We start from the raw sequence: 14,935 nt of genomic DNA on the forward strand, positions 1-14,935 counted from the left end.
CGCGTTTCTGGCCCGGTCGCCCGCTCAGGCCAGGGCCTCGCGATAGACCTTGGCGCCGCGCGAGAAGAAGAACGGCACCGGCTGCCACGGCCGATGGCCGCCGGACAGGCGCGGGGCGACCTCGCCGAGGATCGCCCGCGTGATGTCAGGCACGTCCGCCCGCAACGCCTCGTCGAGCGTAAGCCATTGAGCTTCAACGAATTCCGCCTCCGGCCCGACCACGCCGTCGAGGCGATGGGCGACCTGCGACAGCTCCGCCATGAAGAAGCGCGTGTCGAAGCGGCGGGCGAGGCGGGGCGGGGTGACGGCGCGGGCGACGAAGCTCAGCGCTTCCAGATTGGGAAACAGTCCCGCCGCACCGAAGGGCGCCCAGGCGCCCGGCAGAGGGCCCGGATCGCCGGCTTCCTGCGTGCCGATGAGCAGGCCGACTTCCTCCGCCGTCTCGCGGATAGCGGCCAGCGCCAGCGCGCGGGCCCGGCCGGCGCTGGGGCGGGTGACGCGGGCTAACAGCCTGCGTTCGCTCTCGGAATCCAGCATTCCATAAACCGGCACGCGCCGGTCCACCGCGTCCACGCGCCCGCCGGGAAAGACGAATTTGCCCGGCATGAAGCGCAGCGCCGGGTTGCGGCGGCCGAGCAGAAGCCGCGGCGTCTTCTTCGAGCGGTCCACCAGAATCAGCGCCGCCGCGTCCACCGGGCGGATGACCGGGTGCGTCGCGTCGAGCCTTTCGCGGGGGAAATCGGGGGAAACGTCGGTCAGGCTCATGAGGGCGATGCGGTGGCGGTGAGGCCAGCCGGAACGACTGACCGATGAGGACGATGAGGTGGAGTGTGAGACCGACGAGACCGATAAGACCGATCAGGAGCTAAGGCCGGTCAGGATCCTTTGGCCGCCGGCAGCGCGTCCGTCCGGTGGCTCGGGGGCAGTGCCTCGCGCTCGGAATCGTTCGGATCGAATCCGTGCATGCGCACCGCCCACTGGAATCCGATCAGCGCCCCCTTCACCGGCGGCAGCAGCACCAGCGAGAGAATGAGCGTCAGCGGCAGCCACAGCGCGAGGTGGATCCACACCGCCGGGTGCAGCGCCATCTCCACCGCCAGCAGCAGCGGCACGACGATGTGCCCGACAATGGTGATGACCATATAGGGCGGCGCGTCGTCAGCGCGGTGGTGCCACAGTTCCTCGCCGCATTCCGGGCAGTGCTCGTTCACCTTGAGATAGGAGGCGAACATCGCGCCCTTGCCGCAGGCGGGGCAGCGCATGCGGAAACCGTTCATGATGGCGGGGCCAATCGGACGGTCGGGCTGGGACTTCTGTGTCTGCATCACGCTGCGCCTCCGGCGCTATCTCTAAGGCGCCTCCGGCGCTATCGTCGCTTGCCGAAGCGCTTGGGTCCGTGCGGACGTTCGGTGCTGCGGGCCTGACGCCCGCGGCCGCCGGGGCGGCGCCGGTCGGGCGCTACGTAATTCCCCTCAGATAGTAGTTCGAAGCGCAGCGCGCCAGCCACGGGCGCGGCTTCCACGAGCTTCACTTCGACGCGGTCGCCGAGCCGGTGCATCTCGCCGCTGCGCTCGCCCACCAGCGCGTGGCGCGCTTCGTCATAGCGGTAATAATCCTGCCCCAGCGTCACGGCGGGAATGAAGCCGTCGGCCCCGGTGTCGTCGAGGGCGACGAAAAGCCCGGCCTTGGTGACGCCGGAGATGCGGGCGCGGAAGGTGGCGCCGATCTGCACCGCCATGTGGTGGGCGATCAGCCGGTCGATGGTCTCGCGCTCGGCCGCCATGGCCCGGCGCTCGCTGGCGGAAATGCGGGCGGCGATCTCCGCCAGTTGCTCGGGCGTCGTCGTCTCCGGCAGCCCGTCGGCGCCGAAACCCAGCCCCCGCACCAGCGCCCGGTGCACGATCAGGTCGGCATAGCGGCGGATGGGCGAAGTGAAATGCGCGTAGCGGCGCAGATGCAGGCCGAAATGGCCGTAATTCTCATTGGCGTATTCCGCCTGTGCCTGACTGCGCAGGATCACCTGATTGACCAGCGGCGCCATTTCCGTGCCCTCGACCCGGGCGAGGATGTCGTTGAACTGGGCGGGGCGCACGCTCTCGGTCTTCGGCAGCTTGATGTCGAGCGTCTGCAGGAATTCGCGCAGCGCCGACAACTTCTCCAGCGAGGGCTGGTCATGGACGCGGTAGATGAGCGGGATACGCTTTTCTTCCAGCGTCTCGGCGGCGGCGACATTGGCGAGGATCATGAATTCCTCGATCAGCCGGTGCGCGTCGAGCCGCTCCGGCACCACCACCTTGTCGACGGTGCCGTCGGGCTTCAGCAGGATCTTGCGCTCGGGCAGATCGAGATCGAGCGGGGCGCGGGCATCGCGCGCCTTCTTCACCGCGCCATAGGCGGCCCAGAGCGGGCGCAGGACGCCGTCGAGCAGCGGATCGGTGACATCGTCCACCCGCCCGTCGATCGCCGCCTGCGCCTGCGCGTAAGCGAGCTTGGCGGCGGAGCGCATCATGACGCGGTGGAAGCTGTGGCGCTTCTTGCGGCCATTGGCGCCCACCACCATGCGCACGGCCAGTGCCGGCCGGTCTTCCAGCGGGCGCAGCGAGCACAGATCGTTGGAGATGCGCTCGGGCAGCATCGGCACCACCCGGTCGGGGAAATACACCGAATTGCCGCGCGCCAGCGCTTCGCGGTCCAGCGCCGAATTCGGCCGCACATAGGCGGCGACATCGGCGATGGCGACGGTGAGGATGAAGCCGCCCTCATTGTCGGGATCGAGGTCCGGCGTCGCATGCACCGCGTCGTCATGATCCTTGGCGTCGGGCGGATCGATGGTGACCAGCGGCAGATCGCGCCAGTCCTCGCGCCCGCGCAGGGAAGCCGGCATGGCCTCTTCCGCTTCCGCCAGCGCCTCGCGGCGGAAGACGCTGGGAATGCCATGGGCGTGGATGGCGATGAGGCTGATCGCCTTCTCCGTCGCCACCGAGCCAAGGCGCTCCTTCACCTTGGCGGTGGGCAGGCCATAGGCGTGATGGCGGATGATCTCGACCGAGACCAGATCGCCCTCCTGCGCCTCGCCGGTGAAGTCCGGCGGGATGGCGAGTTCGCGCCCCATATTGCGCTTGTCGATGGGGGTGAGCCGCCCGCCGCCGGTCTGTATGTCGCGGCGGAAAATGCCGAGCGTGAGCGCGCGGGCCTTCTCGATCACTTTGAGCACGGTGCCGTTATGGCGGATGCGCCCGTCGGCCTCCGGAATCTCCTCGGTCTTCAACAGCACCCGGTCGCCGACCGTCGGGGCCGGGCCGGCGAGCCGGCCGCGCCGGGCGAGACGCACGAGAATGCGCGGCGCTTCCCCGTTCTCCTCCTCGTCCCAGTCCACCGGCGTGGCGATGAGTTCGCCGTCCTCGTCGCGCTCCACCACTTCCGACAGCACGACGGCGGGCAGGGCGCCGGGCAGATGCAGCTTGCGCCGCTTGCGCCCGATCAGGCCCTCGTCTGCCAGCTCGCGCAGCAGCTCCTTCAGCGCGATGCGGTCGCTGCCGTCGAGGCCGAAAGCGCGCGAAATCTCCCGCTTGCCGACATCCCCGCCCTGCGAGGCGATGAAGGCGATCAATTCCTCGCGACCGGGCAGACCCTTGGTCAGGCCGGCGGGAAGGGCAGGGCGGGCGGGCTTGCGGCCCTTCGGCTTGATAGGTTTACGCACGATTCACCGCGTTTGGAGGGCTGTGCTGACGCTATCGCCTCCGGCGCGCCACGTCGACCGGGCGAGGAAGCTGACGTTAGGGCAGTGTCGGCCGTTCGCTTGCATTTGACCGCCAACAGGCGGAATTTGCCGCGCTTTCGCGGCGCGTTGGCGCCGAGTTGGATTCGTATCATGGATGCCCGCACGCCGGAGGCGACCGACGCGTCGCTGTCCCATAGCGAGATTCGCGTCATCGTCACCGGGGTGATGGTGGCGATGTTCCTCAGCGCGCTCGACCAGACCATCATCGCCACCGCCCTGCCGACCATTGGCGGCAGTTTCGGCGATCTGGAAAACCTGACCTGGGTGGTGACCGCCTATCTGCTCACCGGCACGGCGATCACGCCGCTGGTGGGCAAGTTCGCCGATATTCACGGGCCGCGCCCGGTGCTGCTGGCTTCCATCGGCACCTTCCTCATCGGCTCGGTGCTGTGCGCGACGGCCCAGAACATGCCATGGCTGATCGTGGCGCGCGCCGTGCAGGGGCTGGGCGGCGGCGGGCTGATCGCGCTGGCGCAGACCATTATCGGCCTGCTTATCGCCCCGCGTGAACGCGGCCGCTACCAGGGCTATTTCGCCATCGTCTTCATCACGTCCAGCATTGCCGGGCCGATCCTCGGCGGCTTCTTCGCCGAGCATCTGCACTGGTCGCTGATTTTCTGGATCAATGTGCCGCTCGGCCTCATCGCGGCGCTGATGAGCGACCGCTCGCTGCGGCGGCTGCCGGCGCACCATCACCCGCACCGGCTCGATATTCTCGGCGCCTTCCTCATGTGCGCCGGCACGGTGGCGCTGCTGATGGCGCTGAGCTGGGGCGGCACCGAATTCCGCTGGGTCTCGCTGCCCATTCTCGGCCTGCTGGCGCTGGCGGTGCTGCTGTGGGTCGGCTTCGCCTTGAGGGTCGCCACGGCGACCGAGCCGCTGGTGCCGATTGCTGTGCTGTCCAACAAGGTGGTGCGCACGGGCGTGCCCGCCGCCGCCTTCGCCATGGGCACGCTGGTGGGCCTGTCCATCCAGATGCCGCTCTATCTCGAAGGGGTGATGGGGCTCACCGCCTCGGAATCCGGGCTGGCGCTGATACCGCTCATGGCGGGCGTGGTGGTGGGGGCGACCGGCGCCGGGCGGGTAATGGGCCACATCGCCCATTACAAGCGCCTGCCGATCCTCGGCCTGCTCGCCAGCATCGCCGCGCTCGCCGCGCTGGCGCTGTGGCCGCTCGGCCTGCCGATCGCGGTGGTCGGGGCGGCCATGGGGATTGCCGGCATGGGGCTCGGCACCGTGCTGCCGGTGACCACGGTGGCGGTGCAGAACGCCGTGCCGCTGCCGCAGATGGGCACGGCGACGGGGGTGGTGAACCTGTTCCGCTCGCTCGGCGCGGCGGTGCTCACCGCCGGCTTCGGCGCCATCGTCATCGGCCTGTCGGGCATCGAGAGCAGCGCCCTGCTGGAGCGGCTGCTCGAAGGGCGGGCGCAGGTGGCGCCGCTCGCCGGCGCCTTCCGCTGGGTGTTCGTGGCGGCGGCGGGCGCGCTGGGCGTGTCGCTGCTCGCCATGCTGGCGATGGAGGAGCGCCCGCTGCGCTCCGGCCATCCTCCCGCGCCGCTGCCGGAATAGGCGCCGGCGCTCAGCCGGCCGCCGTCTTCTTCGCCGCCGCCGCCTTTTTCGCCGGGGCCTTTTTCGCCGCCGGCTTCTTGGCCACCGGATTTTTGGCGGTGGCCGCCTTCTTGGCCGGCGCCTTCTCGGCCGCGGGCTTCGCCGCCGCGCGGCGCGCGGGCTTGGCGGGGGCGGAGCCGGCCTTGGCGGTGATGAGTTCCACCGCCTGTTCCAGCGTCACCGCTTCCGGGTCCATGTCCTTGGGCAGGGTGGCGTTCACCTTGCCATGGTTGACATAGGCGCCGAAGCGGCCCGGCCGCACGGTGATCGGCCCGCCGAGCGTGGGATGTTCGCCAAGCTCGCGCCCGCCGACCGCGCCGCGCCGGCCGGGGCCCTTGTTCTGCTTGTCGGCGATCAGCGCCACCGCGCGGTTGAGGCCGATGGCGAGGATGTCGTCGCCCGGCTCGATATTGGCGTAGGTCTTGCCGTGCTGGACATAGGGCCCGAACCGCCCGATGCCGGCGAGGATGGGCTCGCCGCTCTCGGGATGAAGCCCGATCTCGCGCGGCAGGGACAGCAGCGCCAGCGCGGTGTCGAGATCGACATCGGCGGGCGCGAGGCCCTTGGGCAGGCTGGAGCGCTTGGGCTTCTCGCCGTCCTTGCCCTCGCCGAGCTGGAGATAGGTGCCGAAGCGCCCGGCGCGGATGGTCACTTCCAGCCCCGTCACCGGATCGGTGCCGAGCACGCGGGTGCCGTTGGCGTCACCGCCATTGGCCTCGTCCGCCCCCTGCGCCGCGAGCGGGCGGGTGTATTTGCACTCGGGATAGTTCGAGCAGCCGATGAAGGCGCCGAACTTGCCGACCTTCAGCGACAGCCGTCCGGTGCCGCAGGTCGGGCAGATGCGCGGGTCGGAGCCGTCTTCCTTGGGCGGGAAGATGTGCGCGGTGAGCATGCCGTCGAGCGCGGAGATGACATCGGAGACGCGCAGCTCCTTGGTCTCGCCGACGGCGGCCATGAAGTCGCGCCAGAAGTCGCGCAGCACGTCCTTCCACTGCAACTCGCCATTGGAGATGCGGTCGAGCTTCTCCTCGAGATCGGCGGTGAAGTCGTATTCGACATAGCGATCGAAGAAGCTCTCGAGGAAGGCGGTGACGAGCCGTCCCTTGTCCTCCGGCACCAGGCGGCGCTTGTCGAGCTTCACATATTCGCGGTCGCGCAGCACGGCGAGCACGGAGGCATAGGTGGAGGGGCGGCCGATGCCCAACTCTTCCATGCGCTTGACCAGCGACGCCTCGGAATAGCGCGGCGGCGGCTCGGTGAAGTGCTGGTCGGCCTTGATTCCCTTGCTGGCGAGCGCCTCGCCCGCCGCCATGGAGGGCAGGCGGCGGCTCTCCTCGTCGTCCTCGTCGTCGTCGCTGCCCTCGCGGTAGAGGGTGAGGAAGCCGTCGAACTTGATGACCGTGCCGGTGGCGCGCAGTTCCAGCGCCCGGCCGCCCGCTTTCGCGTCGATATCGACCGTGGTGCGCTCCAGCTCGGCCGATTCCATCTGGCTGGCGATGGTGCGCAGCCAGATCAGCTCATAGAGCTTGGCCTGATCGGGCTCCAGCTGGCGGATCACGTCCTTCGGCCGGCGCGACAGCTCGGTCGGGCGGATCGCCTCATGCGCTTCCTGCGCGTTCTTCGCCTTGGCGGAATATTTGCGCGGGACGGCGGGCACGTAGCGTTCGCCATAGTCGCGGGCGATCACGGAGCGGGCGCCGGCGACCGCTTCCGGCGCCATGTCGACGCCGTCGGTCCGCATATAGGTGATGAGGCCGACGGTCTCGCCGCCGACATCCACGCCCTCATAGAGCCGCTGCGCGATGCGCATGGTGATGGCCGGCGCGAAGCCGAGCTTGCGGCTCGCCTCCTGCTGCAGCGTGGAGGTGGTGAAGGGCGGGGACGGGTTGCGGCGGGCCGGCTTGGCCTCGACCGAGCGCACCTTGAAGTCCGCCTTTTCCAGCGCGGCGCGGAAATCGGCCGCCTCGGCCTCGGTGCCGACATCGAGGCGGGTGATCTTCTTGCCATCGGCGCCGACGAGGCGGGCCTCGAAGGTCTCCTGCCGGGGCGTCGCCAGCTGGGCGGCGATGGACCAGTATTCGCGCTTGACGAAGGTTTCGATCTCGCGCTCGCGGTCGCAGACGAGGCGCAGCGCCACCGACTGCACGCGCCCGGCCGAGCGGGCGCCGGGCAGCTTGCGCCACAGCACCGGCGAGAGAGTGAAGCCGACGAGATAGTCGAGCGCGCGGCGGGCGAGATAGGCATCGACCAGCGCGGCGTCGATGACGCGCGGATGCTGCATCGCCTCCAGCACCGCCTGCTTGGTGATGGCGTTGAAGACGACGCGCGAGACTGGCTGCGCCTTGAGCGCGCGCTTTTCCTTCAGCACTTCCAGCACGTGCCAGGAAATCGCCTCGCCTTCGCGATCCGGGTCGGTGGCGAGAATGAGGCCGTCCGCCTCCTTCACCGCGCGGGCGATATCGGACAGACGCTTCTGCGCCTTGGGATCGACATCCCAGAGCATGCGGAAATCATCGTCGGGATTGACCGAGCCATCCTTGGCCGGAAGGTCGCGTACGTGCCCATACGAGGCGAAAACCTCGTAGCCCGAGCCGAGATATTTGTTGATCGTCTTCGCCTTGGCAGGCGATTCGACGATGACGACCTGCATGTGCGCGCCACGTCCTTTGAAGGGTCCAGCCCCGAGAGGCCGGGAAAATGGGGTAGAGGCCCCGGTGTGTCAAATGCCAAGCACGCGCCGTGCCGGAGATGGACGCGCGCGGCGAGGTTTGGCGACGGTTTCAGCCTGCCGGCCGCAGGCGTGCGGGGCTTTCGCGCCTTGCGCGGTAAGGTTGTGTAATATTCAATAATGCACGCAATTGGCGTGACAAGTCCCGGCGCTGTGGTACGCTGTTCCGCGCTGCCATCAGCCACGGGCGCCCGACGTGACCGACAATGATCCTGCGCATAGGACGGTGAGGGAAGCGGCGGAGTACATCGCCGCCCTCACTCAGGAACTGGCGACGCTCGCCGCCCGCAACAAGCTGGACATGCTGGGCTATCTGCTTGAGATGGCCTGCGTGGAAGCCCGCGACATGGCCAACCGGGAGACCGAGACGCGCCGGGCCGGACGGCGGGGGGCACGTTCCGTCGAGGCGCCCTAAGCCGGGTGGGTGCGGGCCTCCGCCGCGTTCAGAGCAGCAGCGAGACGCTGCCGTCGCGATGGCGCTCCAGCCGTCCCGCCAGCTCCAGTTCCAGCAGCAGGATCTGCACCTCGCTGACCCGGGCGCCCGACAGCGCCACGAGATCGTCCACCGCCAGCGGCGAGGGGCCGAGCAGATCCATGAGCCGCGACCTCGTGTCGTCGCTCGGCTCGGCCGCGTCCATGCCCGGCGTATCTTCCTCCATATCCAGCACGGGCGGCCGGTCGCGCAGCGCGGCGAGCGCTTCCAGCACGTCTTCCGCCCCGGTGACCAGCGCGGCGCCCTGCCGGATCAGCGCATTGGTGCCGCCGGCGCGCGGGTCGAGCGGCGAACCCGGCACGGCGAGCACCTCCCGCCCCTGTTCGGCGGCGAGGCGGGCGGTGATGAGCGAGCCGGAGCGCTCCGCCGCTTCCACCACGACCACGCCCAGCGACAGGCCGGACACCAGCCGGTTGCGGCGGGGAAAGTCGCGGGCGCGCGGCTCCCAGCCCATCGGCATTTCCGAGAGGATCGCGCCCTCTTCGGCGATGCGCGCCATCAGCGGCTCGTTCTCGCGCGGGTAGGGGCGGTCATGCCCGCCGGCGATGACGGCGATGGTGCCGGTGGCAAGGCTCGCCTCATGGGCGGCGGCGTCGATGCCGCGCGCCAGCCCCGAGGCGACGGCCCAGCCCGCGAGGCCGAGGCCGCGCGCCATGCGGGCCGTGATCATCCGGCCGGCGCCGGAGGCGTTGCGCGCCCCGACAATGGCGACAGTGGGCTGCGCCAGCACCTCCGACCGGCCGCGCAGGGCGAGGAGCGGCGGCGCATCCTCGATGGTGCGCAACAGGGCCGGGTATTCCGGCTCGCCCAGCGCAATGAAGCGCCCGCCCATCCGGGCCAGCGCCGCCATCTCGGCCTCGGCCTCGGCAATGGACGGCACGCGCGGGGCCAGCAGCCCGCCGCCGCGCCGCGCCAGAGCGGGCAGGGCGTCGAGAGCGGCGGCGGCGCCGCCGAAACGGTTGATGAGGCTGCGGAAGGCGCGGGGGCCGACATGCTCGGCGCGGATGAGGCGGAGCCAGTCGCGGCGCTGTTCGGGATCGAGATGAACGCCGCGCCCGCTCACGCGCTACCCCTTCTTGCCGATCCGCCCTTCGGTGCCGTCGATGAGGCGGCTTATATTGGCCCGGTGCATGAACCACAGCAGCGCGGCGAGAAGGCTCAGCAGCACGCCGACGGGGGTCGAGGCGAGAAAATACGCCGACAGCGCGGTGGCGACGCTCGCCACCAGCGCAGCGAGCGAGGAATAGCGGGTGAGAAACGCCACGGCGAGCCAGACGGCGGCGAAGACCAGCGCCGCCGGCCAGGCCAGCGCCAGCGTGACGCCGAGAAAGGTGGCGACGCCCTTGCCGCCCTTGAACCCCAGCCAGACCGGGAAGAGATGGCCGAGAAAGGCGCCCAGCGCCGCCGCCAGCGCGGCCTCCGGGCCGAGCCACGCCAGTGCCAGCAGCACGGCCACGGTGCCTTTCAGCGCGTCGCCCAGCAGGGTCGCCGCCGCGAGCCCCTTGCGGCCGGTGCGCAGCACATTGGTGGCGCCGATATTGCCGGAGCCGATGCTGCGAATGTCCTGCGTGCCGGCCATCCGGGTGAGCAGGAGGCCGAACGGGATCGAGCCGAGGGCGTAACCCAGCAGCAATGCGGCGAGGCTCGACAGAGCGGGCAGGGACGGGTTCATGCCTGCGACCTTACAGACTTCCGGGCGGTTGCACAGAGGGGCGCGGGCGCGCGGTGGCGCCCGTCACACATATTCATAGACGGTGCGGCCGGCGACCAGCGTGCGGACCACGCGGCCCTCGAAACGCGCCTCGTCGAAGGGCGTGTTGCGGCAGCGCGATTTGAGGGTCAGCGGGTCGAGAATCCAGGCGTCGTCCAGTGCGATGAGCGCGATATCCGCCCGCGCGCCGGGGCGCAGCGTGCCGGCGGGCAGGCCGAGGCGTTCCGCCGGCTTGGTCGACATGGCGCGGATCAGCGTCATCAGATCGAGCGCGCCCGAGGTGACGAGGCGCAGGCCGGCGGCGAGCATGGTTTCCAGCCCCACCGCGCCGAAGGCGGCCTCCGAGAAGGGCAGGCGCTTCACCTCCACATCCTGCGGGTTGTGGTCGGAGACGATGATGTCGATCAGCCCCTCGGCGACGCCCTGCACCAGCGCGAGGCGGTCGTCCTCGGCGCGCAGCGGCGGGGTGAGCTTGAAGAAGGTGCGGTAGCCGACCACGTCGCGCTCATTGAGCGTGAGGTGGTTGATGGAGGCCGAGGCGGTCACGTCGATGCCGGCGTCCTTGGCCCGGCGCAGCACCTCCAGCGAATCCGCGCAGGTGAGCGAGGCGGCGTGGTAGCGCCCGCCGGTGATGGCGGCGAGGCGCACATCGCGCTCGAACACGATGGTCTCCGCCGCCTTGGAGAGGCCGGCGAGGCCGAGGCGCGAGGCGAGTTCGCCTTCATTCATAACGCCTTCGCCGGCGAGGCTCGCATCCTGGGTGTGGTGGACGATCAGCGCGCCGAAGTCACGGCCATAGGTCAGCGCGCGGCGCAGCACCTGCGCCGAGCCGATGGAGCGGGTGCCGTCGGTGAAGGCCACCGCGCCGGCGGCGCCGAGCAGGCCGATCTCCGTCATCTCCCGCCCTTCCAGCCCCTTGGTGAGGGCGGCCATAGGGTGGACATGGACGATGGCGGTGTCGCGCGCCCGGCGCAGGATGAAGTCGACGATGGCGGGATCGTCGATGACAGGATCGGTGTCGGGCTGGCAGATGATGGTGGTGACGCCGCCCGCCGCCGCCGCCTGGCTGGCGGAGGCGAGCGTCTCGCGGTGCTCGGCGCCGGGCTCGCCGATGAAGGCGCGCATGTCGACAAGGCCCGGCACGGCGACGAGCCGGCGGCAGTCGACGATTTCCGTTTCCGGCGGCAGGCCGTCGGCAAGGTTCGGGGCGATGTCCTTGATGACGCCATCGGCGATGAGGATGTCGCCGCGCGTGTCGAGGTCGCGCGAGGGGTCGATCAGGCGCGCCTTGGCGAGCAGAATGGGGCGGGGCTCATGCATTGGGGAGATTCCGCGACAGCGCGTCCAGCACGGCCATGCGGACGGCGACGCCCATCTCGACCTGCTCGCGGATGAGGGACTGGGCGCCGTCGGCCACCGCCGAATCGATCTCGACGCCGCGATTCATCGGGCCGGGATGCATCACCAAAGCGTCGGGCTTCGCAAAGCGCAGCTTGGCCTCGTCCAGCCCCCAGAAGTGGAAATACTCTTTGACCGAAGGCACATAGGAGCCGTTCATGCGTTCGCGCTGCAGCCGCAGCATCATCACGATGTCCACATCCGCCAGCCCCTCGCGCATGTCGCCATAGACGGTGACGCCGAAGCGCTCGATGCCCTTGGGCAGCAGGGTCGGCGGGGCGATGACCCGCACCTGCGCGCCGAGCGCCTGCAGCAGCAGCATGTTGGAGCGGGCGACGCGCGAATGGGTGATGTCGCCGCAGATGGCGACGGTCAGTCCTTCGATCCGGCCCTTGTTGCGGCGGATGGTGAGCGCGTCGAGCAGCGCCTGGGTGGGGTGCTCATGGGCGCCATCGCCGGCATTGACCACGGCGCAGTCGACCTTGCGGGCGAGCAGCTCCACCGCGCCGGAGGCGCTGTGGCGGACGATCAGCACGTCCGGGTGCATGGCGTTGAGCGTCGCGGCAGTGTCGATGAGCGTCTCGCCCTTCTTCACCGAGGAGGTGGAGACCGACATGTTCATCACATCGGCGCCGAGGCGCTTGCCGGCGATCTCGAACGAGGCCTGCGTGCGGGTCGAGGCCTCGAAGAACAGGTTGATCTGGGTACGCCCGCGCAGGGTGGCCCGTTTCTTCTCCACCTGGCGGTTGAGAAGCACGAACTCTTCGGCAAGGTCGAGCAGGCCGACGATCTCCTGAGGAGACAGGCCCTCGATGCCGAGCAGGTGGCGGCGCGGAAGGGTGAAGCTGGCAGTCGGGTTCGATGTCATATCGAAGTCGGCTGGATAGAGGCGGCGGGGGGCGACGGCAAGCGCTTTAGCGCCGCATGGCGCATTTCTCCGCGCCTTTCCCTTAGAGATAAGCGACGGCGGCGATCACCAGCGGCATGGTGATAGCGGCGAGCAGCGTCTGCACGGTGAGGATTTCCGCCAGCAGCGGCGCGTCGCCGCCCATCTGCCGGGCCAGCACATAGCCGTTCGGCGCCGAGGGAACGGCGGTGCTCACCGCGACAACGAGCAGATCGATTTCGCGCAGGCCGAGCATGAGGCCGATGGCCACGCCGAGGGCGGGCAGCACGGCCAGCTTGACGAGACAGGTGAAGCCGGTGGCAAGGCGCGGGCGGCGCAGATTCTCCAGCCGCAGCCCGGCGCCCACGACCAAAAGGCCGAGCGCCAGCGAGGAACGGCCGAGAATGTCGCCGAAGGTCATCAGCACCGCCGGAACCGGCAGGTGCAGCGCGTTGATCAGCGCGCCGATGCCGCAGGACCAGATGAACGGGTTGCGCAGGATTTGCAGAATCAGCGCGCGGTTGCTGGCGGCGCCGTTCTCGCCATGGCGCGCCAGCACGATGACGCTGAGCGTGTTGAGCACGGGAATCATCACCGCCAGCCCGACGGCGGCCACCGCCAGCCCGCGCGGGCCGGCAATCGAGCCGGAAATGGCGAGGACGATATAGGTGTTCCAGCGCAGCGCGCCCTGGAACACCGAGGTGTAGCTGGGCCCGGCGAGGCCGAGCGCCCGGCACAGGGTGGGGCGGGCCAGCGACAGCACCACCCCGACGATGGCGATGGCGCCGAGCAGGGCGGTGGACACTTCCAGCACCGCCACCTCGCCAAGGTCGGCCCGGGCGATGCTGACCACGAGCAGGGCGGGGAACAGGATGAAATAGGTCAGCCGTTCCAGCGCGATCCAGTGCGAATCCTCGGGTAGCAGCCCGCGCTTCAGCACGGCGCCCAGCGCGATGATGAGGAACACCGGCACCAGCGCGCCGAGCACAGCGGACATGTCGGCCCGGCTCCCCTAACCAGCTCAGCCCGGACCGGCGAGGAAGCGCAGCCGGTCCAGCGCGCCCTGCAGGATGAAGGCGGCGGCCTGCTGGTCCACCACCTCGGCGCGGCGGGCGCGGCTCATATCCATGGCGATCATGTCGCGCTCGACGGCGGCGGTGGACAGCCGCTCGTCCCACAGGATGATCGGCAATTCGGTCAGCCGGGCGAGATTGCGGGCGAAGGCGCGGGAGGATTGCGCGCGCGGGCCCTCGCTGCCGTCCATGTTCACCGGCAGGCCGAGCACGATGCCCACCGCGCCCCGTGCGGCGCCGAGGGAAAGAATGCGCGCGGCATCGGGGGTGAACTGCTTGCGGGCGATGGTTTCCACCGGGGCGGCGAGGCGCCGGTCGGGATCGGACGAGGCGACGCCGATGGTCTTGGTGCCGAGGTCGAGCCCGATCAGCCCGCCGCGAGGCGGCAGGAGCGGGGCGGCATCGGTGATGGTGAGGATCGGGGCGGCCATGGCGGCATCGCCTAGCATGGCCGCGCGCGCCGCGCCATCGCGGCGGGCGGCCCGGGCTTGTGCCGGCGGGAGCACACCCTATCTTCCCCGCGCTCCCTGCAATGAAAGAGGCACGGCGATGAAGATCACCTGGTTCGGCCACGCGGCGTTTCGGCTCGATTTCGCCGGCACCTCGGTTCTGATCGACCCCTTCCTTACCGGCAACCCCGCCTTTTCAGGCGATTTCGGCGCCGCCATTGCCGGTGTGTCGCATGTGCTGCTGACCCACGGCCATGGCGACCATGTCGGCGACACGGTGGCGATCGCCCGCACCAATGAGGCGACCGTGGTGGCCAATGCCGATCTCGCCAGCTGGCTCGGCCATCAGGGCGTCGCCAAGCTGGAGCCGATGAACACCGGGGGCACGATCCATCAGGACGGCTTCACCGTCTCCATGGTGCGCGCCGACCATTCCTCGGGAATGATGGAAGAGGGGCGCACGGTCTATCTCGGCAATGCCAATGGTCTCATCGTCAAGGCGCCGGGCGAACCCACCGTCTGGCATATGGGCGATACCGACATCTTCTCGGACATGGGCCTCATCGCCGAATTGCACAAGCCGGATGTGGTGATCGTGCCGATCGGCGACCGCTTCACCATGGGGCCGGAACTCGCCGCCGTCGCGGTCTCGCGCTATCTCGGCGGCCTCACCATCATTCCTGCGCATTACGCGACGTTCGGCCTGCTGGAACCGGGCGCCGAGCGCTTCGTGTCGCTGGTCGGCGAGGAGGCGACGGTGGTGGTGCCGGACAAGGGCGTGCCGGTGGCCCTCTCGCGCGGCTGAGCC

13 protein-coding genes are annotated in these 14,935 nt (G+C 69.7%); 3 read left to right on the forward strand and 10 right to left on the reverse strand.

Annotated elements, in window-relative coordinates; genetic code table 11:
- Nucleotides 1–24: 24 nt before the first annotated feature.
- The 3 genes from J2S75_RS00315 to rnr all read right to left on the reverse strand — a co-directional run bounded on the left by J2S75_RS00315 (nucleotide 25) and on the right by rnr (nucleotide 3,628).
- Nucleotides 25–765: an NUDIX hydrolase gene (locus J2S75_RS00315; RefSeq protein WP_307017100.1), complete on the reverse strand. Its 741-nt coding sequence runs from the start codon at nucleotides 763–765 to the stop codon at nucleotides 25–27.
- A gap of 110 nt (nucleotides 766–875) precedes the next feature.
- Complete coding sequence (locus tag J2S75_RS00320; protein ID WP_307017102.1) at nucleotides 876–1,325, reverse strand: DUF983 domain-containing protein; 450 nt, start codon at nucleotides 1,323–1,325, stop codon at nucleotides 876–878.
- A 41-nt stretch (nucleotides 1,326–1,366) separates the two neighbouring features.
- Entirely contained in the window at nucleotides 1,367–3,628 is a 2,262-nt protein-coding gene (rnr, locus tag J2S75_RS00325) for a ribonuclease R (RefSeq protein WP_378285092.1), read from the reverse strand.
- A gap of 243 nt (nucleotides 3,629–3,871) precedes the next feature.
- Here rnr and J2S75_RS00330 point away from each other — a divergent pair, with 243 nt between their 5' ends.
- Entirely contained in the window at nucleotides 3,872–5,350 is a 1,479-nt protein-coding gene (locus J2S75_RS00330; protein WP_307017105.1) for an MDR family MFS transporter, read from the forward strand.
- A 10-nt stretch (nucleotides 5,351–5,360) separates the two neighbouring features.
- Here J2S75_RS00330 and topA read toward each other — a convergent pair whose 3' ends face one another.
- Entirely contained in the window at nucleotides 5,361–8,039 is a 2,679-nt protein-coding gene (topA, locus tag J2S75_RS00335) for a type I DNA topoisomerase (RefSeq protein WP_307017107.1), read from the reverse strand.
- Between the two features lie 274 nt (nucleotides 8,040–8,313).
- On the opposite strand from topA, the gene J2S75_RS00340 reads away from it, so the two are divergent.
- On the forward strand, nucleotides 8,314–8,532 hold the full coding sequence (locus tag J2S75_RS00340) for a hypothetical protein (RefSeq protein WP_307017109.1): 219 nt from the start codon (nucleotides 8,314–8,316) through the stop codon (nucleotides 8,530–8,532).
- A 28-nt stretch (nucleotides 8,533–8,560) separates the two neighbouring features.
- On the opposite strand, the gene dprA is transcribed toward J2S75_RS00340, so the two are convergent.
- The 6 genes from dprA to ruvX form a co-directional block, all read right to left on the reverse strand.
- Nucleotides 8,561–9,673 carry a DNA-processing protein DprA gene (gene dprA / locus J2S75_RS00345; protein WP_307017111.1) on the reverse strand — a complete coding sequence of 371 codons (1,113 nt, stop codon included), beginning with the start codon at nucleotides 9,671–9,673 and terminating at the stop codon, nucleotides 8,561–8,563.
- A 3-nt stretch (nucleotides 9,674–9,676) separates the two neighbouring features.
- On the reverse strand, nucleotides 9,677–10,282 hold the full coding sequence (plsY, locus tag J2S75_RS00350) for a glycerol-3-phosphate 1-O-acyltransferase PlsY (protein WP_307017113.1): 606 nt from the start codon (nucleotides 10,280–10,282) through the stop codon (nucleotides 9,677–9,679).
- A gap of 63 nt (nucleotides 10,283–10,345) precedes the next feature.
- Nucleotides 10,346–11,641 carry a dihydroorotase gene (locus J2S75_RS00355; protein WP_307017115.1) on the reverse strand — a complete coding sequence of 432 codons (1,296 nt, stop codon included), beginning with the start codon at nucleotides 11,639–11,641 and terminating at the stop codon, nucleotides 10,346–10,348.
- Nucleotides 11,634–12,587, reverse strand: a complete 954-nt coding sequence (locus J2S75_RS00360; RefSeq protein ID WP_307017117.1) for an aspartate carbamoyltransferase catalytic subunit — start codon at nucleotides 12,585–12,587, stop codon at nucleotides 11,634–11,636. Before J2S75_RS00360 ends, J2S75_RS00355 begins: the two co-directional genes overlap by 8 nt.
- 82 nt (nucleotides 12,588–12,669) lie before the next feature.
- Nucleotides 12,670–13,602 carry an AEC family transporter gene (locus tag J2S75_RS00365; protein WP_307017119.1) on the reverse strand — a complete coding sequence of 311 codons (933 nt, stop codon included), beginning with the start codon at nucleotides 13,600–13,602 and terminating at the stop codon, nucleotides 12,670–12,672.
- Nucleotides 13,603–13,626: 24 nt separating this feature from the next.
- Nucleotides 13,627–14,109 carry a Holliday junction resolvase RuvX gene (ruvX, locus tag J2S75_RS00370; protein WP_244376862.1) on the reverse strand — a complete coding sequence of 161 codons (483 nt, stop codon included), beginning with the start codon at nucleotides 14,107–14,109 and terminating at the stop codon, nucleotides 13,627–13,629.
- A 118-nt stretch (nucleotides 14,110–14,227) separates the two neighbouring features.
- Here ruvX and J2S75_RS00375 point away from each other — a divergent pair, with 118 nt between their 5' ends.
- Nucleotides 14,228–14,932, forward strand: a complete 705-nt coding sequence (locus J2S75_RS00375; protein ID WP_307017121.1) for a metal-dependent hydrolase — start codon at nucleotides 14,228–14,230, stop codon at nucleotides 14,930–14,932.
- The last annotated feature ends 3 nt before the right edge of the window (nucleotides 14,933–14,935 follow it).

Source organism: Ancylobacter polymorphus, from assembly GCF_030813495.1.
Taxonomy (GTDB): domain Bacteria; phylum Pseudomonadota; class Alphaproteobacteria; order Rhizobiales; family Xanthobacteraceae; genus Ancylobacter; species Ancylobacter polymorphus.